The sequence below is a fragment of the Enterobacter sp. ENT02 genome (genome assembly GCF_019219165.1).
Lineage (GTDB): Bacteria > Pseudomonadota > Gammaproteobacteria > Enterobacterales > Enterobacteriaceae > Enterobacter > Enterobacter mori.
Window position 1 is genome coordinate 568004 of the sequence record NZ_JAHUWD010000003.1, and the last position, 19843, is coordinate 587846.

Annotated in this window: 21 protein-coding genes; 17 read left to right on the forward strand and 4 right to left on the reverse strand. The window is 57.0% G+C overall.

What is annotated here, in order from left to right; genetic code table 11:
* Positions 1-65 precede the first annotated feature (65 nt).
* Genes cysJ through cysH form a run of 3 tightly spaced genes read left to right on the forward strand, consistent with a single transcriptional unit; the run spans position 66 to position 4333 of the window.
* A complete protein-coding gene (gene cysJ, locus KW829_RS13690) occupies positions 66-1871 on the forward strand; it encodes an NADPH-dependent assimilatory sulfite reductase flavoprotein subunit (protein WP_042713883.1) in 1806 nt (601 codons plus the stop codon).
* Entirely contained in the window at positions 1871-3583 is a 1713-nt protein-coding gene (cysI, locus tag KW829_RS13695; RefSeq protein ID WP_089601195.1) for an assimilatory sulfite reductase (NADPH) hemoprotein subunit, read from the forward strand. The genes cysJ and cysI overlap by 1 nt, the downstream gene beginning before the upstream one ends.
* A gap of 15 nt (positions 3584-3598) precedes the next feature.
* Positions 3599-4333, forward strand: a complete 735-nt coding sequence (gene cysH / locus KW829_RS13700; protein WP_010434558.1) for a phosphoadenosine phosphosulfate reductase — start codon at positions 3599-3601, stop codon at positions 4331-4333.
* 72 nt (positions 4334-4405) lie between these two features.
* On the opposite strand, the gene KW829_RS13705 is transcribed toward cysH, so the two are convergent.
* Entirely contained in the window at positions 4406-5449 is a 1044-nt protein-coding gene (locus KW829_RS13705; RefSeq protein ID WP_010434555.1) for an aminopeptidase, read from the reverse strand.
* A 236-nt stretch (positions 5450-5685) separates the two neighbouring features.
* On the opposite strand from KW829_RS13705, the gene cysG reads away from it, so the two are divergent.
* The 13 genes from cysG to rpoS all read left to right on the forward strand — a co-directional run bounded on the left by cysG (position 5686) and on the right by rpoS (position 16687).
* Complete coding sequence (gene cysG / locus KW829_RS13710) at positions 5686-7044, forward strand: siroheme synthase CysG (RefSeq protein WP_010434552.1); 1359 nt, start codon at positions 5686-5688, stop codon at positions 7042-7044.
* Positions 7045-7053: 9 nt separating this feature from the next.
* Positions 7054-7962, forward strand: coding sequence for a sulfate adenylyltransferase subunit CysD (gene cysD, locus KW829_RS13715; RefSeq protein WP_218308414.1), 909 nt, complete (start codon positions 7054-7056; stop codon positions 7960-7962).
* Between the two features lie 9 nt (positions 7963-7971).
* On the forward strand, positions 7972-9396 hold the full coding sequence (cysN, locus tag KW829_RS13720) for a sulfate adenylyltransferase subunit CysN (protein WP_218308415.1): 1425 nt from the start codon (positions 7972-7974) through the stop codon (positions 9394-9396).
* Positions 9396-10001: an adenylyl-sulfate kinase gene (cysC, locus tag KW829_RS13725; RefSeq protein WP_010434543.1), complete on the forward strand. Its 606-nt coding sequence runs from the start codon at positions 9396-9398 to the stop codon at positions 9999-10001. Before cysN ends, cysC begins: the two co-directional genes overlap by 1 nt.
* A 58-nt stretch (positions 10002-10059) precedes the next feature.
* Positions 10060-10386, forward strand: coding sequence for a DUF3561 family protein (locus KW829_RS13730; RefSeq protein WP_042716229.1), 327 nt, complete (start codon positions 10060-10062; stop codon positions 10384-10386).
* 79 nt (positions 10387-10465) lie between these two features.
* A complete protein-coding gene (gene ftsB / locus KW829_RS13735; RefSeq protein WP_003862095.1) occupies positions 10466-10777 on the forward strand; it encodes a cell division protein FtsB in 312 nt (103 codons plus the stop codon).
* A 19-nt stretch (positions 10778-10796) separates the two neighbouring features.
* Positions 10797-11507: a 2-C-methyl-D-erythritol 4-phosphate cytidylyltransferase gene (gene ispD / locus KW829_RS13740; protein ID WP_218308416.1), complete on the forward strand. Its 711-nt coding sequence runs from the start codon at positions 10797-10799 to the stop codon at positions 11505-11507.
* Positions 11507-11986, forward strand: coding sequence for a 2-C-methyl-D-erythritol 2,4-cyclodiphosphate synthase (gene ispF, locus KW829_RS13745; protein WP_008499607.1), 480 nt, complete (start codon positions 11507-11509; stop codon positions 11984-11986). Before ispD ends, ispF begins: the two co-directional genes overlap by 1 nt.
* Complete coding sequence (gene truD / locus KW829_RS13750) at positions 11983-13032, forward strand: tRNA pseudouridine(13) synthase TruD (protein ID WP_218308417.1); 1050 nt, start codon at positions 11983-11985, stop codon at positions 13030-13032. Before ispF ends, truD begins: the two co-directional genes overlap by 4 nt.
* A complete protein-coding gene (gene surE, locus KW829_RS13755; protein WP_010434534.1) occupies positions 13013-13774 on the forward strand; it encodes a 5'/3'-nucleotidase SurE in 762 nt (253 codons plus the stop codon). The genes truD and surE overlap by 20 nt, the downstream gene beginning before the upstream one ends.
* Positions 13768-14394: a protein-L-isoaspartate(D-aspartate) O-methyltransferase gene (locus tag KW829_RS13760; RefSeq protein WP_214606274.1), complete on the forward strand. Its 627-nt coding sequence runs from the start codon at positions 13768-13770 to the stop codon at positions 14392-14394. Before surE ends, KW829_RS13760 begins: the two co-directional genes overlap by 7 nt.
* Before the next feature lie 116 nt (positions 14395-14510).
* Complete coding sequence (gene nlpD, locus KW829_RS13765) at positions 14511-15635, forward strand: murein hydrolase activator NlpD (RefSeq protein ID WP_218308418.1); 1125 nt, start codon at positions 14511-14513, stop codon at positions 15633-15635.
* 59 nt (positions 15636-15694) lie between these two features.
* Positions 15695-16687: an RNA polymerase sigma factor RpoS gene (rpoS, locus tag KW829_RS13770; protein ID WP_013098493.1), complete on the forward strand. Its 993-nt coding sequence runs from the start codon at positions 15695-15697 to the stop codon at positions 16685-16687.
* Between the two features lie 54 nt (positions 16688-16741).
* Here rpoS and KW829_RS13775 read toward each other — a convergent pair whose 3' ends face one another.
* Together KW829_RS13775 and KW829_RS13780 are read right to left on the reverse strand one after the other, a co-directional pair.
* Positions 16742-17119 (reverse strand): DUF4440 domain-containing protein, encoded by a 378-nt coding sequence (locus tag KW829_RS13775; RefSeq protein ID WP_120159359.1) that lies wholly within the window; start codon positions 17117-17119, stop codon positions 16742-16744.
* A complete protein-coding gene (locus KW829_RS13780; protein ID WP_218308419.1) occupies positions 17116-18324 on the reverse strand; it encodes an MFS transporter in 1209 nt (402 codons plus the stop codon). Before KW829_RS13780 ends, KW829_RS13775 begins: the two co-directional genes overlap by 4 nt.
* 109 nt (positions 18325-18433) lie before the next feature.
* Here KW829_RS13780 and KW829_RS13785 point away from each other — a divergent pair, with 109 nt between their 5' ends.
* The gene (locus KW829_RS13785; protein WP_218308420.1) at positions 18434-19321 is read left to right on the forward strand and encodes a LysR family transcriptional regulator; all 888 of its coding nucleotides are present in this window, start codon (positions 18434-18436) and stop codon (positions 19319-19321) included.
* Here the strand turns inward: KW829_RS13785 and KW829_RS13790 are convergent.
* A complete protein-coding gene (locus tag KW829_RS13790; RefSeq protein ID WP_218308421.1) occupies positions 19318-19725 on the reverse strand; it encodes a MarR family winged helix-turn-helix transcriptional regulator in 408 nt (135 codons plus the stop codon). The genes KW829_RS13785 and KW829_RS13790 overlap by 4 nt on opposite strands.
* Positions 19726-19843: the final 118 nt, after the last annotated feature.

Sequence of the window (19843 nt, forward strand, 5' to 3'; positions counted from 1 at the left end):
TAACCTTATCTTCAGTTTGGATTTATTCGCTTAAAGTCCGCTTGGCTACTGGAACATAACGACGCATGACAACACAGGCCCCACCTTCAAATTTGCTTCCCCTGAACCCGGAGCAACTGGCGCGCCTTCAGGCTGCCACCTCTGATTTTTCTCCCACTCAGCTTGCCTGGGTCTCCGGTTATTTCTGGGGAATGCTCAATCAGCAGCCTGGCGCTGTGGCGGGTGTACCGGCAACGGCCGTTGAAATTCCTGCCATTACGCTCATTTCCGCCTCGCAAACGGGTAACGCCCGCCGCGTGGCCGAAGCGCTGCGTGATGACCTGCTCGCCGCTAAACTGAACGTGAACCTGGTCAATGCCGGGGATTATAAATTTAAACAAATCGCGTCAGAAAAACTGCTGGTGGTTGTGGCCTCAACGCAGGGCGAAGGTGAACCCGCTGAAGAAGCGGTGGCGCTGCACAAGTTCCTGTTCTCGAAAAAAGCGCCGAAGCTGGACGGCACGGCTTTTGCCGTGTTCGGCCTTGGCGATACTTCCTATGAATTCTTCTGCCAGTCCGGTAAAGACTTCGACAGCAAGCTGGCGGAGCTGGGCGCGGAGCGCCTGCTGGACCGCGTTGACGCGGACGTCGAGTACCAGACCGCCGCCGCGGAATGGCGTGCCCGCATTGTTGAGGTGCTGAAAGCGCGCGTGCCGAAAGAGACGTCGGCGCAGGCCGCCTTCACCGCAACGGGTGCCGTCAACGACATTCACACCAGCCCGTACACCAAAGAGGCACCGCTGACGGCAAGCCTGTCGGTGAATCAGAAAATTACCGGCCGCGACTCCGAAAAAGACGTGCGCCATATCGAGATCGATCTCGGTGATTCTGGCCTGCGCTATCAGCCGGGCGATGCGCTGGGCGTCTGGTATCAGAACGATCCGGCGCTGGTGAAAGAGCTGGTTGAGCTGCTGTGGCTGAAGGGTGACGAGCCTGTCACCGTTGACGGCAAAACCCAGCCGCTTTCAGACGCGCTGCAGTGGCATTTCGAGCTGACGGTGAACACCCCGAATATCGTCGAAAATTATGCCACCCTAACGCGCAGCGAATCCTTGCTGCCGCTGGTGGGCGACAAAGCGAAACTGCAGCATTACGCCGCGACGACGCCAATTGTCGATATGGTGCGTTTCTCTCCGGCTCAACTGGATGCCGATGCGCTGATTGGCCTGCTGCGTCCGCTGACCCCGCGCCTGTACTCCATCGCCTCTTCGCAGGCTGAAGTGGAGAGCGAAGTGCATGTTACCGTCGGCGTGGTGCGCTACGACATCGAAGGCCGCGCCCGCGCGGGTGGGGCATCAAGTTTCCTGGCGGACCGCGTGGAAGAAGAGGGCGAAGTGCGCGTCTTCATTGAGCACAATGACAACTTCCGCCTGCCTGCGAACCCGGAAACGCCGGTCATCATGATTGGCCCAGGCACCGGCATTGCGCCGTTCCGCGCCTTTATGCAGCAGCGCGCGGCAGATGAAGCGCCGGGTAAAAACTGGCTGTTCTTCGGCAACCCGCACTTTACCGAAGATTTCCTCTATCAGGTTGAATGGCAGCGCTATGTGAAAGAAGGCGTACTGACCCGCATCGATCTGGCCTGGTCCCGCGACCAGAAAGAAAAAGTATACGTACAAGACAAACTGCGCGAACAGGGCGCAGAGCTGTGGCGCTGGATCAATGACGGTGCCCACATTTATGTCTGCGGCGACGCCAATCGCATGGCGAAGGACGTTGAGCAGGCACTGCTGGAAGTGATTGCCGAATTCGGCGGTATGGATGCCGAAACGGCGGATGAATTTTTAAGTGAGCTGCGCGTAGAGCGCCGTTATCAGCGAGATGTCTACTAATGAGCGAAAAACATCCCGGCCCACTGGTGGTCGAAGGCAAACTGACTGATGCCGAGCGCATGAAGGTAGAGAGCAACTACCTGCGCGGTACCATTGCCGAAGATTTAAATGACGGTCTGACCGGCGGTTTCAAAGGCGACAACTTCCTGCTGATCCGCTTCCACGGTATGTATCAGCAGGACGACCGCGACATCCGCGCCGAGCGTGCAGAACAGAAGCTGGAGCCGCGTCACGCGATGCTGCTGCGCTGCCGTCTGCCGGGCGGGGTGATCACCACCAAACAGTGGCAGGCCATCGACAAGTTCGCGGGTGAAAACACGATTTACGGCAGCATCCGCCTGACCAACCGCCAGACCTTCCAGTTCCACGGCATTCTGAAGAAGAACGTAAAGCCGGTGCATCAGATGCTGCACTCGGTCGGGCTGGACGCGCTGGCAACCGCCAACGACATGAACCGTAACGTGCTTTGCACCTCGAACCCGTATGAGTCCGAGCTGCACGCCGAAGCGTATGAGTGGGCGAAGAAGATCTCTGAGCACCTGCTGCCGCGCACGCGCGCCTACGCAGAGATTTGGCTCGATCAGGAAAAAGTCGCGACCACGGACGAAGAACCGATCCTTGGCCAGACCTATCTGCCGCGTAAGTTTAAAACTACTGTCGTGATCCCGCCGCAGAACGATATCGACCTGCACGCCAACGACATGAACTTCGTGGCAATTGCCGAAAACGGCAAGCTGATTGGCTTTAACCTGCTGGTGGGCGGCGGCCTGTCCATTGAGCACGGTAACAAGAAAACCTATGCCCGCACCGCGAGCGAGTTCGGCTTCCTGCCGCTGGAGCACACGCTGGCCGTGGCGGAAGCGGTAGTGACTACTCAGCGCGACTGGGGTAACCGTACCGACCGTAAAAACGCGAAAACCAAATACACCCTGGAGCGCGTGGGCGTAGAGACGTTCAAAGAGGAAGTGGAGCGTCGCGCAGGCATCAAATTTGAGCCGATCCGCCCTTACGAATTCACCGGTCGCGGCGATCGCATTGGCTGGGTGAAAGGTATCGACAATAAATGGCACCTGACGCTGTTTATTGAAAACGGTCGTATTCTGGATTATCCGGGCCGCCCGTTGAAAACCGGTCTGCTGGAAATTGCTAAGATCCATAAAGGTGAGTTCCGCATTACCGCCAACCAGAATCTCATCATTGCCGGCGTGCCGGAGAGCCAGAAGGCTAAAATCGAGAAGCTGGCGCGTGATCATGGGTTGATGAATGCGGTTAAACCGCAGCGTGAAAACTCGATGGCCTGCGTGTCGTTCCCGACCTGCCCGCTGGCGATGGCCGAAGCGGAACGTTTCCTGCCGTCATTTACTGACAAGGTAGAAGCGATTCTGGAAAAACACGGTATTCCGGACGAGCATATCGTGATGCGCGTCACCGGCTGCCCGAACGGCTGCGGACGTGCAATGCTGGCCGAGCTGGGACTGGTTGGCAAAGCGCCGGGTCGTTACAACGTGCACCTTGGCGGCAATCGTATGGGGACGCGCATTCCGCGTATGTACCGTGAAAATATTACGGAACCGGAAATTCTCGATTCCATCGACGAGCTTGTCGGGCGCTGGGCGAAAGAGCGCGAAGCGGGTGAAGGCTTCGGCGACTTTACGGTGCGTGCGGGCATCATTCGCCCGGTACTCGATCCCGCACGGGATTTCTGGGAGTAACCACGAGAGGTAATTATGTCCGTACTCGATCTAAACGCCCTTAATGACCTGCCAAAAGTCGAACGCATTCTGGCGCTGGCAGAAACCAACGCTCAGCTGGAAAAACTGGACGCCGAAGGGCGCGTGGCGTGGGCGCTGGAAAACCTGCCGGGAGACTATGTGCTGTCGTCGAGCTTTGGTATTCAGGCGGCGGTCAGCTTGCATCTGGTGAATCAGATCAGCCCGGACATTCCGGTGATCCTCACCGATACCGGCTACCTGTTCCCGGAAACCTACCAGTTTATCGATGAGCTCACGGACAAGCTCAAGCTGAACCTGAAAGTCTACCGCGCGACGGAAAGTGCGGCCTGGCAGGAGGCACGCTACGGCAAGCTGTGGGAGCAGGGCGTTGAGGGCATTGAGAAATACAATGAGATCAACAAAGTCGAGCCGATGAACCGCGCGCTGAAAGAGCTGAAGGCTCAGACCTGGTTTGCGGGTCTGCGCCGCGAGCAGTCGGGAAGCCGCGCTACGCTACCGGTGCTGGCGGTTCAACGCGGCGTGTTCAAAGTGCTGCCGATCATCGACTGGGATAACCGCACCGTGTACCAGTACCTGCAAAAACACGGGCTGAAGTACCATCCGCTGTGGGACCAGGGCTATTTGTCGGTGGGGGATACCCACACCACGCGTAAATGGGAACCAGGAATGGCGGAAGAAGAGACGCGATTCTTTGGGCTGAAGCGCGAGTGCGGGCTGCACGAAGGGTAAATCCCATTTACTCCCTCTCCCTGTGGGAGAGGGGTGGGGTGAGGGCATCAGGCCTCGATATACTTAAAAACCTCAGGCTTTCCCGGCTTTCGCCAGCTCCTTCACCAGCGGCAGCATCACCTTCACCACATCACGGCTGCGGTGCTCAATTCGTTGAGGCAGCGCGCGGTCAATGTGCTGCTGATTGTCCAGCATCACGTTATGCCAGCTTGTCCCCTCCGGGAACGCTTTCGTTTTCGCCCGCTGTTGATACCCATCTTTCTTGCCCAGACCCCAGTTCGTCGCCTCAACGTACAACACCGGAATGCCCGCTTTATCAAACACTTCGCCGTCGTTACAACAGCCCGTTCCTTTCGGATAATCCGGGTTGCCGCCGGGATTGGTGGTGGCATACACACCGTGGCTACGGGCGATGGCTAATGCCCGGTCGCGCGTTAATTTACGCACGCTGCTGGGGGTGCTCTGCCCACTATTAAAATAGAGCTTATCGCCGACGATCAAATTATCGAGATTGATCACCAGCAGCGTATTTTTTTTCTCCTCATTGCTCATGCGTTTAAGGAGATTCTCAGCGCCAAGCTTTCCTTCTTCTTCTCCGCTGGTGGCAATAAAGCGAATCCCGTATTTCGTTGGGATATTTTTCATTCGCTCGGCCAGTTCAAGCATGACGCCCAGACCCGCCGCGTTGTCGTCCAACCCCTGCAACGTCAAACCGCCGAGGTTATTGTCGGTGTCGGCGTCGCTCATCGGGGCGAAGGTATCGAGATGCGCCATGATGATGATCTGCTCAGCCGCTTTCCCTTCGTGTGCGGCAATGACCGTACTGCCCGTCACGTTGTGCCAGTTTTTTGTTTTATTACGTGAGGTATAGATGTAGCGGCTGTGAAACGAGCGGATATCGCTCTGGTAGCCCATATCGGCAAACTGCTGACGAATATAGTCTGCGGAGAGCATCTCGGCCGGTGTGCCGGTCATGCGTCCAGGGAAGACCGTGGCAATATGCCGCGCCTGCATATTGGCGATTTCACCATAAGGTTGGTTTTTTGCCTGAACCGGAAGGATGAAGCAAACGCCGAGCGCCAGGGCAGCAATACGGTGGCGCGTTGCGGAAAACATAGTGAGTCCTTAAAAACAGAGCAAATTTTTAACCCGCTTAGTATGAAACTGTGATCGTGCATACACAATTTGAATTGCTCTTAAATGCCCGAAATTTCGCGTGTTAAGCACTTTTTGATATTTGCTTTTCCAGGGCGTTATTCCATTGAGTAACTACTCATTCCAATTCGTAATTTCATTCGGTCTAAGTCGCCCCCTATAGTCCCACTATTCCTGTTGTTAGTGAGTTGTTGCCTGTGGACTATCTGCCCTTATTTGCCGCAATTAAAGAGAGACCGGTGCTGGTTGTTGGTACGGGTGACATTGCCGATCGCAAAATCGCGTTCCTGCAACGGGCAGGCGCGCAGGTACGGGTAGTCGAAGAGGCGGATTTCGAGGAGTCGCAAATCGACAGCGTGGTGCTGGTGATTGCGGCCACCGAAAATCGTGAACTCAATCGTCGAATTTCTGACGCGGCGCAAGCCCGTTACCGCCTGGTGAACGTGGTGGACGACCAGCCTTTGTGCTCGTTTATCTTCCCGTCGATTGTTGACCGCTCGCCGCTGCTGGTGGCGATCTCCTCCGGCGGCACCGCGCCGGTGCTGGCGCGCGTGCTGCGGGAAAAAATCGAAGCGCTGTTGCCGACCAGCCTCGGGCGCATGGCGGAAAAAGCCAGCTTCTGGCGTAACCACCTGAAAACTCGCCTGACCAGCGTGGCGGAACGTCGTCGCTTCTGGGAGCGCGTGTTTCGCGGCCGCTTTGCCAGCCTGATGCATACCGGTAATGAGACGGCGGCGCAGAAAATCCTCGAGGACGAACTGGATAACCCCGGCAGCACGAGCGGGGAGATCATTCTTGTGGGGGCTGGGCCGGGAGATGCCGGTCTGCTGACGCTGCGTGGCCTGCAGGTGCTGCAGGACGCGGACGTGGTGTTCTACGACCATCTGGTCACCGACGGCGTGCGCGAGCTGATCCGTCGCGACGCGGAGCAAATCTGCGTCGGCAAACGGGCTGGCGAGCACTCGGTGCCGCAGCACGACACTAACCAGATGCTGGTTGACGCCGCCAAAGCGGGTAAAACCGTGGTGCGCCTGAAAGGGGGCGATCCGTTTATTTTCGGTCGCGGCGGCGAAGAGCTGCAGGCGGCAGCCGAAGCGGGCGTACCGTTCCAGGTGGTGCCCGGCATCACGGCGGCCTCTGCGGTGACGGCCTACGCCGGTATCCCGCTAACCCATCGCGATTACGCCCAGAGCGTGACCTTTGTGACCGGACACTACAAGGCCGACAGCACGCCGTTTGACTGGTCGCATCTCGCCCAGAGCCGCCAGACGCTGGCGATCTACATGGGCACGATGAAAGCGGCAGACATCAGCGAACAACTTATTCAGCACGGTCGCGAGGCGACGACGCCCGTTGCCGTGATTTCTCGCGGCACGCGCGTCGATCAGCACGTTGCGACGGGCACCCTGGAACATCTTGCAACCCTGGCGAAAGACGCCCCGATGCCCGCCCTGATCGTGGTGGGGGAAGTGGTGCAGTTGCACAGCACGCTCGCCTGGTTTCAGAACACAACCGATACAGAAGGCTTTGGTTCTTCTGTCGTAAATTTGGCTTAAGGAACGGTTATGGACCAAAAACGTCTTACACACCTGCGGCAGCTTGAAGCGGAGAGTATCCATATTATCCGCGAAGTGGCCGCCGAGTTTTCTAACCCGGTGATGATGTACTCCATCGGTAAAGATTCCAGCGTCATGCTGCATCTGGCGCGTAAAGCGTTTTATCCGGGTACGCTGCCGTTCCCGCTGCTGCACGTGGATACCGGCTGGAAATTCCGCGAAATGTACGAGTTCCGCGACCGTACCGCGAAAGCCTACGGCTGCGAGCTGCTGGTGCATAAAAACCCGGAAGGGGTGGCGATGGGCATTAACCCGTTCGTGCACGGTAGCGCCAAACATACCGACATCATGAAAACCGAAGGGCTGAAGCAGGCGCTGAACAAATACGGTTTTGACGCGGCCTTCGGCGGCGCGCGCCGCGACGAGGAGAAGTCCCGCGCCAAAGAGCGTATCTACTCCTTCCGCGACCGCTTCCACCGCTGGGACCCAAAAAACCAGCGCCCGGAGCTGTGGCACAACTATAACGGTCAGATCAACAAAGGCGAAAGCATTCGCGTCTTCCCGCTCTCCAACTGGACCGAGCTGGATATCTGGCAGTACATCTACCTGGAAAACATCGAAATCGTTCCGCTGTATCTGGCCGCTGAGCGCCCGGTGCTGGAGCGCGACGGCATGCTGATGATGATCGACGACGATCGCATCGACCTGCAGCCGGGCGAGGTAATCAAACAACAGATGGTGCGTTTCCGTACCCTCGGCTGCTGGCCGCTGACCGGCGCGGTGGAATCCAGCGCGCAGACGCTGCCGGAGATCATCGAAGAGATGCTGGTGTCCACCATCAGCGAGCGACAGGGGCGCGTGATTGACCGCGACCAGGCAGGCTCCATGGAGCTGAAGAAACGTCAGGGTTATTTCTAAGGAGCCGCCATGAATACCACTATTGCTCAACAAATTGCCAACGAAGGCGGCGTGGAAGCGTATCTGCACGCGCAACAACATAAAAGCCTGCTGCGTTTTCTGACCTGCGGCAGCGTGGATGACGGGAAAAGTACCCTGATTGGCCGCCTGCTGCACGATACGCGCCAGATTTACGAAGATCAGCTCTCTTCCCTGCATAACGACAGTAAGCGTCACGGCACCCAGGGTGAAAAACTCGACCTGGCCCTGCTGGTGGACGGCCTGCAGGCGGAGCGCGAGCAGGGCATCACCATTGACGTGGCCTACCGCTACTTCTCCACCGAGAAGCGCAAATTTATTATTGCCGACACCCCGGGGCACGAGCAGTACACCCGTAACATGGCGACCGGAGCGTCTACCTGCGACCTGGCGATCCTGCTGATGGACGCGCGTAAAGGCGTGCTGGATCAGACCCGTCGTCACAGCTTTATCTCGACGCTGCTGGGGATCAAACACCTGGTGGTGGCGGTCAACAAGATGGATCTGGTGAACTTCAGCGAAGAGAAGTTCGAGGAGATCCGCCAGAGCTACCTGACCTTTGCCGAACAGCTGCCGGGCAACCTGGATATTCGCTTTGTACCGCTTTCGGCGCTGGAAGGAGATAACGTCGCCTCCCAGAGCACAAACATGCCGTGGTACAGCGGCCCGACGCTGCTGGAAGTGCTGGAAACCGTTGAAATTCAGCGCGTGGTCGACACCCAGCCGATGCGCTTCCCGGTACAGTACGTGAACCGTCCTAACCTCGATTTCCGCGGCTTCTCCGGCACCCTCGCGTCAGGCTTCGTGAAGGTTGGCCAGCGCGTTAAGGTGCTGCCATCCGGCGTGGAATCCACCATCGCCCGCATTGTCACCTTCGACGGTGACCTGCAGGAAGCGGGCGCCGGTGAAGCAGTAACGCTGGTGCTGAAAGACGAAATTGATATCAGCCGGGGCGATCTGCTGGTGGATGCCCACGAAACGCTGGCGGCAGTGCAGGGCGCGTCCGTGGATGTGGTGTGGATGGCCGAACAGCCGCTGACCGCAGGCCAAAGCTATGACATCAAAATTGCCGGTAAGAAAACCCGCGCCCGCGTGGACGGTATTCAGTTCCAGGTGGATATCAACAACCTGACCCATCGTGACGTCACCGAACTGCCGCTGAACGGCATTGGTCTGGTCGATTTGACCTTTGACGAACCGCTGGTGCTGGATCCGTATCAGCAGAATCCGGTTACGGGCGGGCTGATCTTTATCGACAGGCTGACCAACGTGACCGTCGGGGCCGGTATGGTGCGCGAGCCTAAAGAACAGGCTGCCGTGGCGTCTGAATTCAGCGCCTTCGAGCTGGAATTGAACGCGCTGGTGCGTAAGCACTTCCCGCACTGGGGCGCACGCGATCTGCTGGGAGGCAAGTAATGGCCGCCCATGATGAGAACGTCGTCTGGCATCCTCATCCGGTCACCGTCGCCCAGCGCGAACAGCTCCACGGCCACCGTGGGGTTGTACTGTGGTTTACCGGGCTGTCCGGCTCAGGTAAATCCACGGTGGCGGGCGCGCTGGAAGAGGCGTTGCATCAGCAGGGCGTAAGCACGTACCTGTTGGACGGCGACAACGTGCGCCACGGGCTGTGCAGCGATTTGGGGTTTAGCGACGATGACCGCAAAGAGAACATCCGCCGGGTGGGCGAAGTCGCCAGCCTGATGGCGGATGCCGGGCTGGTGGTGCTGACCGCGTTTATCTCACCGCACCGCGCCGAGCGCCAGATGGTGCGCGAACGCGTGGGTCAGGATCGCTTTATTGAGGTGTTTGTCGATACGCCGCTGGAGATTTGCGAAGCGCGCGACCCGAAAGGGCTGTACAAAAAAGCCCGTGCCGGAGAACTGCGTAATTTCACCGGCATTGACGCGGTCTACGAAGCGCCTGAATCGCCAGAGATTCACCTGGAAGGTCAACAATTGGTAACAAATTTAGTAAGCCAATTATTAGACCTGCTCAGACGGGACGATATTATCAGATCCTGAGACGGTATCGTTCGGGAGCTGTCTTCCCGAACGATGAGTCATGGTCACAGGATCAGCTATGCGCAACAGTGAAAACTACATTATCACCACCGGGTCGGAGCCGTTAACGACCGACGACGAGACGACCTGGTCCTTCCCTGGGGCCATTGTCGGCTTTATCTCGTGGTTACTGGCGCTGGGCATCCCGTTTCTCATTTACGGCGGTAACACGCTGTTCTTCTTCCTCTATACCTGGCCTTTCTTCCTGGCGCTGATGCCTGTGGCGGTCGTGGTGGGTATTGCGCTGCACTCCCTCTTCAATGGCCGACTCCTGTATAGTACGGTTATCACGATTGTGACCGTTGTGGTGATGTTTGGCCTGCTGTTTTTATGGCTGATGGGCTAACTTGCGACATAATTAAAACCCCGGAGTAGAGTCGAACGGAAAGTTATGGGATGATGATGCCGTTTTTTCAGGGGGCAGGATGGGTAAACTAACGCTGCTGTTGCTGGCTTTGCTGGTCTGGCTGCAATATTCGTTGTGGTTCGGTAAGAACGGACTGCACGACTATAGCCGGGTAAGCGATGACGTCGCGGCTCAGCAGGCAACAAACGCCAAACTCAAGGCGCGAAACGATCAACTCTTTGCTGAAATTGATGACCTCAATGGCGGGCAAGAGGCGATTGAGGAACGCGCACGCAATGAACTCAGTATGACTAAGCCGGGCGAAACTTTTTATCGTCTGGTTCCGGATGCGTCTAAACGCAATCAGGGCTCAGCACAAAACAATCGATAATCAGGCCCAGGATTACGACATGGCAGCAACTTTTTCGGACGTCTGTGCCGTGGTGCCGGCCGCAGGTTTTGGCCGGCGCATGCAGACAGAATGTCCCAAGCAGTACCTTTCAATTGGCGATAAAACGATCCTTGAGCACGCCGTGGCGGCGCTGCTGGCGCACCCGAGGGTGACGCACGTGGTCATCGCCATCAGCCCAGGCGATGCGCGCTTCGCGCAGCTCCCGCTGGCAAACCACCCACAGATTACCGTCGTTGACGGTGGCGCCGAGCGCGCCGATTCCGTGCTGGCGGGCATTCAGGCTGCCGGAAACGCCTCGTGGGTACTGGTACATGACGCGGCGCGTCCGTGTCTGCATCAGGACGATCTTGCGCGTCTGCTGGCCCTGAGAGAAACAAGCAAGGTCGGCGGGATTCTGGCTGCCCCCGTGCGTGACACCATGAAACGCGCCGAGCCGGGCAAACAGGCTATCGCCCATACCGTTGAGCGCGTTGATTTATGGCACGCGCTGACGCCACAATTTTTCCCCCGCGAACTGCTCCACGACTGCCTGACGCGTGCGCTTAAAGATGGTGCGACCATCACGGACGAAGCCTCAGCGCTGGAGTATTGCGGTTTTCACCCTGAGCTTGTTGAAGGGCGCGCTGATAATATAAAAGTGACGCGCCCGGAAGATTTGCAGCTCGCGGAATTTTATCTTACCCGTTCGACCCATCAGGAGAAGGCATAATGCGAATTGGACACGGTTTTGATGTACACGCCTTTGGCGGAGAAGGCCCAATTATCATTGGCGGCGTGCGTATTCCTTACGAAAAAGGACTGCTGGCGCATTCTGATGGCGACGTGGCGCTGCATGCGCTAACCGACGCGCTGCTGGGCGCTGCCGCGCTGGGGGATATCGGCAAGCTGTTCCCGGACACCGACCCGGCATTTAAAGGGGCAGACAGCCGCGAACTGCTGCGCGAAGCGTGGCGCCGCATTCAGGCTAAAGGCTACACCCTGGGTAACGTCGATGTGACCATCATCGCTCAGGCACCTAAAATGCTGCCGCACATTCCGCAGATGCGTGTGTTTATCGCGGAAGATCTGGGCTGCCATATGGACGACGTCAACGTCAAAGCGACCACCACCGAGAAGCTGGGCTTCACGGGCCGTGGTGAAGGCATTGCCTGTGAAGCCGTGGCGCTTCTGGTGAAGGCGAGCAAATGACAGACTTTGACAACCTGACATACCTGCACGGTAAACCGCAGGGGAACGGGGTGCTGAAAGCCAGCCCGGAAGATTTCCTCGTGGTGGAAGATCTGGGCTTTGAGCCGGATGGCGAAGGCGAGCACATTCTGGTGCGCATTCTGAAAAACGGCTGCAACACACGGTTTGTGGCCGACGCGCTGGCAAAATTCCTGAAAATTCATGCCCGCGAAGTGAGCTTTGCCGGACAGAAAGATAAACATGCGGTCACTGAACAGTGGATCTGCGCGCGCGTGCCGGGCAATACGATGCCGGATTTAAGCCAGTTTGAGCTTGAAGGCTGTAAGGTGCTGGAGTACGCCCGTCACAAGCGCAAACTGCGCTTGGGCGCGTTGAAGGGCAACGCCTTTACGCTGGTGCTGCGTGAAGTGACTGACCGCGAAGACGTTGAAAAACGCCTACAGGCGATAAACGAACGCGGCGTACCGAACTACTTTGGCGCACAGCGTTTTGGTATCGGTGGCAGCAACCTGCAGGGCGCACTGCGCTGGGCGCAAAGCGATGCACCGGTACGCGACAGGAATAAACGCAGTTTTTGGTTGTCTGCGGCCCGCAGTGCGTTGTTTAATCAGATTGTGAGCGAGCGTCTGAAAAAATCGGACGCTAATCAAGTTGTTGTCGGCGATGCGCTACAATTAGCGGGACGCGGAAGCTGGTTTGTGGCAACGGCCGAGGAAATGGCCGATGTCCAGTCTCGTGTGGACGCCAAAGCGCTGATGATTACGGCCGCGCTGCCCGGAACGGGAGACTGGGGCACGCAGGGCGACGCGCTCGCTGCCGAGCAGTCAGCCGTCGCGGACGCGCCAGAATTACAATCACTGCTGGTGCGGGAAAAAGTCGAAGCAGCACGCCGCGCGATGTTGCTCTACCCGCAGCAGTTAAGCTGGAACTGGTGGGATGACGTGACCGTTGAGTTACGCTTCTGGCTACCTGCAGGTAGCTTTGCCACCAGTGTTGTCAGGGAACTTATCAACACCTCGGGTGATTATGCGAATATTGCTGAGTAACGATGACGGGATCCACGCGCCAGGTATACAGACCCTGGCGAAACACCTTCGCGAATTTGCGGATGTGCAGGTTGTGGCTCCCGATCGTAACCGCAGTGGAGCGTCTAACTCACTGACGCTGGAGTCGTCGCTTCGCACCTTTACCTTTGAAAATGGCGATATCGCCGTACAGATGGGCACGCCGACCGACTGCGTGTTCCTCGGCGTGAATGCGCTGATGCGCCCGCGCCCGGACATTGTGGTGTCAGGTATCAATGCCGGACCGAATCTCGGCGATGACGTGATCTACTCCGGTACCGTGGCGGCAGCGATGGAAGGCCGTCATCTGGGCTTCCCGGCGCTGGCGGTTTCGCTTAACGGCCATACGCATTACGACACGGCGGCGTCGGTCACCTGTTCGATTCTTCGCGCGCTGGGGCGTGAACCCCTGCGTACGGGCCGTATCCTGAATATCAACGTACCCGACCTCCCGCTCAATGAGATCAAGGGGATCCGCGTGACGCGCTGTGGCAGCCGTCATCCTGCTGACCAGGTTATTCCGCAGCAGGATCCGCGCGGCAATACCCTCTACTGGATTGGGCCTCCGGGCGAAAAATGCGATGCCGGTCCAGATACGGACTTCGCTGCTGTAGATGAAGGGTATGTTTCCGTTACGCCACTGCACGTAGATTTAACCGCGTATAGCGCGCATGATGTGGTGTCGGACTGGTTAGATCGGGTCGGGGTGAACGTGCAATGGTAAGCAAACGTGTACAAACTCTTCTGGAACAACTTCGCGCTCAGGGGATCACCAACGAGGAGGTGCTGGATGCGCTTGCCCAGGTTCCGCGCGAGAAGTTTGTAGACGAGGCGTTTGAGCACAAAGCGTGGGAAAACGTGGCGCTGCCTATTGGGCAAGGCCAGACCATTTCTCAGCCCTACATGGTGGCGCGCATGACGGAACTGCTGGAGTTAACACCGGAGTCCCGCGTGCTGGAGATTGGCACCGGGTCAGGGTATCAAACCGCGATCCTCGCGCATCTTGTTCGCCATGTTTGTTCCGTCGAACGCATCAAAGGTTTACAGTGGCAGGCGCGTCGTCGCCTGAAACAACTTGATTTACATAATGTTTCAACACGTCACGGTGATGGATGGCAGGGTTGGCAGGCTCGCGCCCCGTTTGATGCCATTATCGTCACGGCCGCACCGCTGGAGATCCCTGCAGCACTCTTGTCGCAGCTGGATGAAGGCGGCATTCTCGTCTTGCCCGTGGGCGATGAACACCAGCTTCTGAAGCGTGTTCGTCGGCGTGGCGGCGAGTTTATTATCGATACCGTAGAAGCCGTACGCTTTGTGCCTCTGGTTAAGGGAGAGCTGGCCTGAGACTCGGATTTATCCAGGGTTATTAAGGCAAATTCAGCGTATTGTGTGGCGCAAAAGGTTCGTGCCATCACGGTTATTTTTAAGTCACTGGTAGTTAACACATTCCTGGGGGATAAATGAGCGCGGGAAGCCCAAAATTCACCATCAGCCGTGTTGCGGCATTATCACTGGTTTCGCTCTGGCTGGCAGGCTGTACAAGTTCGAATAACGCACCTGCGCCTGTAAGCTCCGTCGGCGGGAACAGCGGCTCGGGTAACACGTCCAGCGGAATGTTGATCACTCCTCCGCCGAAAATGGGCACCTCTACGGCGCAGCAAACTCCGCAGATCCAGCCGGTTCAGCGTCCAACCACGCAGCCAACACAGATTCAGCCAGTTGAACAACCTGTTCAGACGGAAAATGGCCGCATAGTATACAACCGCAAGTATGGGAACATTCCGAAAGGGAGCTATACCGGCGGCAGCACCTACACCGTGAAGCGCGGCGACACGCTGTTCTATATCGCCTGGATCACCGGGAACGATTTCCGTGACCTGGCACAACGCAATAACGTGCAGGCCCCGTATGGACTGGAAGTCGGCCAAACGCTCCAGGTGGGCAACGCGACGGGTACGCCACTCACGCCGGGGAACACAGTTTCTGCGGCGGATGTGACCGCGCAAAATAACAGCGTTATGCCTGCACAAAAATCCACCATGGTGGTTGCTTCACAACCTGTAATTACGTATTCTGAGGATTCAGGTGATCAGAGTGCTAACAAAATGTTGCCGAATAATAAAGGGACTGCGACTGCTGTCACAGCACCGGTTACGGCACCTGTGGTTAGCTCTACTGAACCGACTGCCAGCAGTACCTCCACCAGTTCGCCTATCTCTGCATGGCGCTGGCCGACTGATGGCAAGGTTATCGAAAACTTCTCTTCCTCCGAGGGAGGAAATAAAGGGATCGATATCGCAGGGAGTAAGGGACAGGCTATCATCGCGACCTCAGACGGACGCGTTGTCTATGCCGGTAACGCTCTGCGCGGTTACGGTAATCTTATTATCATCAAACATAACGATGATTACCTGAGTGCCTACGCCCATAACGACACAATGCTGGTCCGGGAACAACAAGAAGTTAAGGCGGGGCAAAAAATCGCTACCATGGGTAGCACCGGAACCAGTTCTACACGCTTGCATTTTGAAATTCGTTACAAGGGGAAATCCGTAAACCCGCTGCAGTATCTGCCGCAGCGATAATTTGACGGGGCATGCCAGCCAGGGTGTCTCGTTCAGGGATCACGGGTAGGAGCCACCTTATGAGTCAGAATACGCTGAAAGTTCATGATTTAAATGAAGATGCGGAATTTGATGAGAACGGAGCAGAGGCTTTTGACGAAAAAGCCTTAGTAGAAGAGGAACCCAGTGATAACGATTTGGCTGAAGAAGAGCTGTTATCGCAGGGCGCCACACAGCGTGTACTGGACGCGACTCAGCTTTACCTTGGGGAGATCGGTTACTCCCCACTGTTAACGGCCGAAGAAGAAGTCTATTTCGCACGTCGTGCTTTGCGTGGTGATGTTGCCTCGCGCCGTCGCATGATTGAAAGTAACCTGCGACTGGTCGTGAAAATTGCTCGCCGTTACGGCAATCGTGGTCTGGCTCTGCTGGACCTGATTGAAGAGGGCAACTTAGGGCTCATCCGCGCAGTTGAGAAATTTGACCCGGAACGCGGGTTCCGCTTCTCAACCTACGCGACCTGGTGGATTCGTCAGACCATCGAACGGGCAATTATGAACCAAACCCGTACGATTCGACTGCCGATCCACATCGTCAAAGAGCTGAACGTCTATCTGCGTACCGCGCGTGAGTTGTCCCATAAACTGGACCACGAACCGAGTGCGGAAGAGATTGCCGAACAGCTTGATAAACCGGTTGATGACGTAAGCCGTATGCTGCGTCTCAACGAGCGCATTACCTCGGTTGACACCCCGCTGGGTGGCGACTCCGAAAAAGCGCTGCTGGACATCCTGGCCGACGAAAAAGACAACGGCCCGGAAGACACCACGCAGGACGATGACATGAAACAGAGCATCGTCAAATGGCTGTTCGAACTGAACGCCAAACAGCGTGAAGTGCTGGCACGTCGTTTCGGTTTACTGGGGTATGAAGCTGCGACACTGGAAGACGTCGGCCGCGAAATTGGCCTGACCCGCGAACGTGTTCGTCAGATTCAGGTTGAAGGTCTGCGTCGCCTGCGTGAAATCCTGCAGGGGCAAGGTCTGAATATCGAAGCGCTGTTCCGCGAATAAGCAACCTTTCGTCAAAAAATGGCTCGTCGTAAGACGGGCCATTTTTCTTTGGTGCTACGGCTGTGCTGTTTCGTGCAGCAGACGCCACGTAATTCTGTCGCCTTCCTGATTCAGCACCGCCGTCGACCAGCGCACGTTTACCGGTATATCGGGGCGGGTTTGTGTCTCGCGATAGTGAAGTACTGCGCCGTTATCCCAGGCTTCTATCGTGGCGAGTTCATCAATGACGATTTTCAGGCCGGGTCGGCTTCCGCGCTGGGTGTCGAGAAAATGGGCAAGGGCGTGATAGTCAAGATGTGCGCCGCCCGGTGGTATCATCAGAAAATCCGGTCGAAAGCGGGTGAGCAAGGTTTCAGCCTCACCTTCACCTTTGCCTAACCAGTTTTCAAGCGCAATGTGGAGGTCGATAATGTCGTGTTCAAAAAGCGTCATGAATTCTCCTGTCGCAGCTGGCTGAGCACCTGCATCGTGTTAAGACGAGAAACGTACAATACAGGCACTAAAGTGATGCCTGCGGCAAAAATAAACATCCCGTGCCAGGCGACGAGCGGCGCAAGATAAACCTGCGCAATGCTCAGCGCCTGCGCCAGTAGCAGTGTTCCCGCAAAAAAGCTTAGCTGACGATTAAGATTCCACAGGGCGCTGGCGTCAGGCATATCGTCCCGGGCTGTCGTCAGAAACGCGCTGCTCTGCGCCGTGCTGCTGCAAAGACTGCCTCCGGCCCCCATCAACACAAAGGCCGCGACAGATAACAGCGCTGGCGATGCCGAACTGACGTTCAGTAAAAGCAGAATGCCCGTCGCCTGCAAAAGGCACCCGATCACCACCAGAGGCCGGGGACCGACGCGGTTAAAATAGCGTCCTGTTACCATAACGGCCATAAACGATGCCGCGGACCATGGCAGCATAAGCATGCCCGTTGCGGCGGGCGTCATGCTGGCTTCGCTCTGAAGATAATATATGCCCGTTACGTTTACCCCGATAAAGATGCCGGGCACGCACACGTAGACAAGCATGGAAAAACGCAAAAGTGGATCGGTCAGCAAGGAGAGGTTTAACAGCCTGGCTGTTTTCTTCGGCGGCATTTCAGCGTTAAGCCATACGCAGGCTAAAACAAAGGTGACGATGGCGACGGGCAACGTCGCAAAAAAGATCCAGCGCCAGCTTAGCGTCTGCACCAGCAGTCCCCCGATAGCAGGGGAGCAGGCAGGGGCAAGCAGCGCGACCAGCATCACCGCCGAGGAGAGCCTGGCGCGTTCGTGAGGCTTAAACTGTTGCCAGGTCAGCGCCTGTCCTACCGGGATCAGCAAGCCACCGCCAATCCCTTGCAGTGCACGCCAGGCAATCAGGCTTTCCAGCGAGGAAGACAGTCCCGCAGCAGCGGAGGTCGCGCTAAAGAGAGCCAGAGAGAGGAGGATGACGCGCTTTGGCCCGATGCGGCGCGTCAGCGCGCTGCCGAAAGGGATCGCTAGCGTCAGACCGGCAATGTACCCGTTACTGACCCAGGCAAGTGCTGAGGGAGTAGTGTTGAACGCGCGCGCCATGGCCGGAAAGGCGACGCTGGCAATAAACATATTTATCAAATCAAGGAAAAAGCCGAGCAGATAGACAACGGCGACTTTGCTGCGATACGTCATGGTGGATCCTCCGGTGAGGTGGCGTATCGTATCGGCCCGCAAGCTACGGATAAACGCGACAAACAGCGATATACTGTCAAAATATTTTTGACAGTGATAAAGGTTAACGATGTTTACTCTACAGCGTACGGCAATGTTTATCGCAGTCGCGGAGGCGGGCAGCTTCACCGCCGCGGCAGAGGCAATGGGCCTGACAAAAGCCGTGGTGAGTTTCAACATTCGCCAGCTTGAAGACGAGCTGGGCGTTACACTGCTGCTGCGGTCAACCCGCCGTCTGACGTTAACCGAGGCAGGCGCGCTTTTTCATCAGCGAAGCGTCGCGCTTCTGAAGGAGGCAGAACAGCTGCAGGACGATGTCCGCGCGAATCATGCGGGACTCTCCGGAGAATTGCGGATAACCACCACGCCTGAGTACGGCTCGCAGGTTGTGGTGCCTTTGCTGGCGGAATTTAATCAGCAGCACCCGGAACTTCGCGTGCGCCACGTTTCGTCCTCTTTGCATGCCGACCTTATCTCTGAGCGCTTTGACGTCGCCATCCGGCTGGGAACGCTCGCCGATTCACGCTACCACGCCGCGATGATTACCTCTTTCGCCATATTGCCGGTGGCAGCGCCGGACTGGCTGGCTAACCATCCGGTAGAGACCCTTGAACAGCTGGCGAAAGCCGACTGGATCATTCACGAGCGTTTGCCCTCTCCACTGCGCTGGCAGGTGAAAGCGAGCAGCGGAGAGCTTGTCTCGTTTGAAATCACGAAAGCCCCGCGTCTGTATGCTGACAGTGCTCAGGCGCTGATGGCTTTCGCACGTGCCGGAAGCGGCGTGGCGTTACTGCCTGAATGGCTGGTGCGAAATGCGCTGGATGCCGGGCAACTGGCGTCGGTATTACCGGGCTACACCTTTGCACAGCAGGGCATCTATGCGGTTTATCCCGATGCCCAACACGTGCCCGCGAAAGTCCGAAAGTTTATCGATTTTATGCGTGCGAGGGTGAATTAGTCGTGCATCATCTTTTTGATGAGCGCAGAAAATTGCTCGCGTTCGGCCTTGCTCAGGCGTCCTAAAAACGCCTCATCCACGTCATTGCCGACCGGTCTACAGCCTGCAAGCAGGGCTTCACCTTCTGGCGTCAGGAAGACAAACCGGCGGCGCTTATCTGCGGGATCGTGCTCGCGTTTTACCAACCCACGCGCCTCCATGCGGCTGAGCATCTCTGCCAGCGTCGCTTTCGTGCTGACTGCCACTTCTGTCAATGCCACCTGTTCGATACCCGGATGTTCGGCAATTGAGCGCAGAACTGCATATTGCGGCTTGGTCAGCTCCGGCAAAGCATGCTGCCATTGCGCAGTATGTTGTTGAAAAAGCTGGCGCAACAGGTGGAACGCTTCTTGTCTTAGTTCCATGAACACTCCGACGAAAAAAATCACTCTCTATGATAGCCGCTAACGCCCTGGATTATAACGCGGGAGTTTTTAGCATTTAGTGTGATCGTATGCGAACGATCTTGTCATGAACAGGTTC

Coding starts and splice junctions, on each gene's coding strand:
- cysJ (WP_042713883.1), top strand. CDS start 66: ATGACAACACAGGCCCCACCTTCAAATTTGCTTCCCCTGAACCCGGAG.
- cysI (WP_089601195.1), top strand. CDS start 1,871: ATGAGCGAAAAACATCCCGGCCCACTGGTGGTCGAAGGCAAACTGACT.
- cysH (WP_010434558.1), top strand. CDS start 3,599: ATGTCCGTACTCGATCTAAACGCCCTTAATGACCTGCCAAAAGTCGAA.
- KW829_RS13705 (WP_010434555.1), bottom strand. CDS start 5,449: ATGTTTTCCGCAACGCGCCACCGTATTGCTGCCCTGGCGCTCGGCGTT.
- cysD (WP_218308414.1), top strand. CDS start 7,054: ATGGACCAAAAACGTCTTACACACCTGCGGCAGCTTGAAGCGGAGAGT.
- cysN (WP_218308415.1), top strand. CDS start 7,972: ATGAATACCACTATTGCTCAACAAATTGCCAACGAAGGCGGCGTGGAA.
- cysC (WP_010434543.1), top strand. CDS start 9,396: ATGGCCGCCCATGATGAGAACGTCGTCTGGCATCCTCATCCGGTCACC.
- KW829_RS13730 (WP_042716229.1), top strand. CDS start 10,060: ATGCGCAACAGTGAAAACTACATTATCACCACCGGGTCGGAGCCGTTA.
- ftsB (WP_003862095.1), top strand. CDS start 10,466: ATGGGTAAACTAACGCTGCTGTTGCTGGCTTTGCTGGTCTGGCTGCAA.
- ispD (WP_218308416.1), top strand. CDS start 10,797: ATGGCAGCAACTTTTTCGGACGTCTGTGCCGTGGTGCCGGCCGCAGGT.
- ispF (WP_008499607.1), top strand. CDS start 11,507: ATGCGAATTGGACACGGTTTTGATGTACACGCCTTTGGCGGAGAAGGC.
- truD (WP_218308417.1), top strand. CDS start 11,983: ATGACAGACTTTGACAACCTGACATACCTGCACGGTAAACCGCAGGGG.
- surE (WP_010434534.1), top strand. CDS start 13,013: ATGCGAATATTGCTGAGTAACGATGACGGGATCCACGCGCCAGGTATA.
- KW829_RS13760 (WP_214606274.1), top strand. CDS start 13,768: ATGGTAAGCAAACGTGTACAAACTCTTCTGGAACAACTTCGCGCTCAG.
- nlpD (WP_218308418.1), top strand. CDS start 14,511: ATGAGCGCGGGAAGCCCAAAATTCACCATCAGCCGTGTTGCGGCATTA.
- rpoS (WP_013098493.1), top strand. CDS start 15,695: ATGAGTCAGAATACGCTGAAAGTTCATGATTTAAATGAAGATGCGGAA.
- KW829_RS13775 (WP_120159359.1), bottom strand. CDS start 17,119: ATGACGCTTTTTGAACACGACATTATCGACCTCCACATTGCGCTTGAA.
- KW829_RS13780 (WP_218308419.1), bottom strand. CDS start 18,324: ATGACGTATCGCAGCAAAGTCGCCGTTGTCTATCTGCTCGGCTTTTTC.
- KW829_RS13785 (WP_218308420.1), top strand. CDS start 18,434: ATGTTTACTCTACAGCGTACGGCAATGTTTATCGCAGTCGCGGAGGCG.
- KW829_RS13790 (WP_218308421.1), bottom strand. CDS start 19,725: ATGGAACTAAGACAAGAAGCGTTCCACCTGTTGCGCCAGCTTTTTCAA.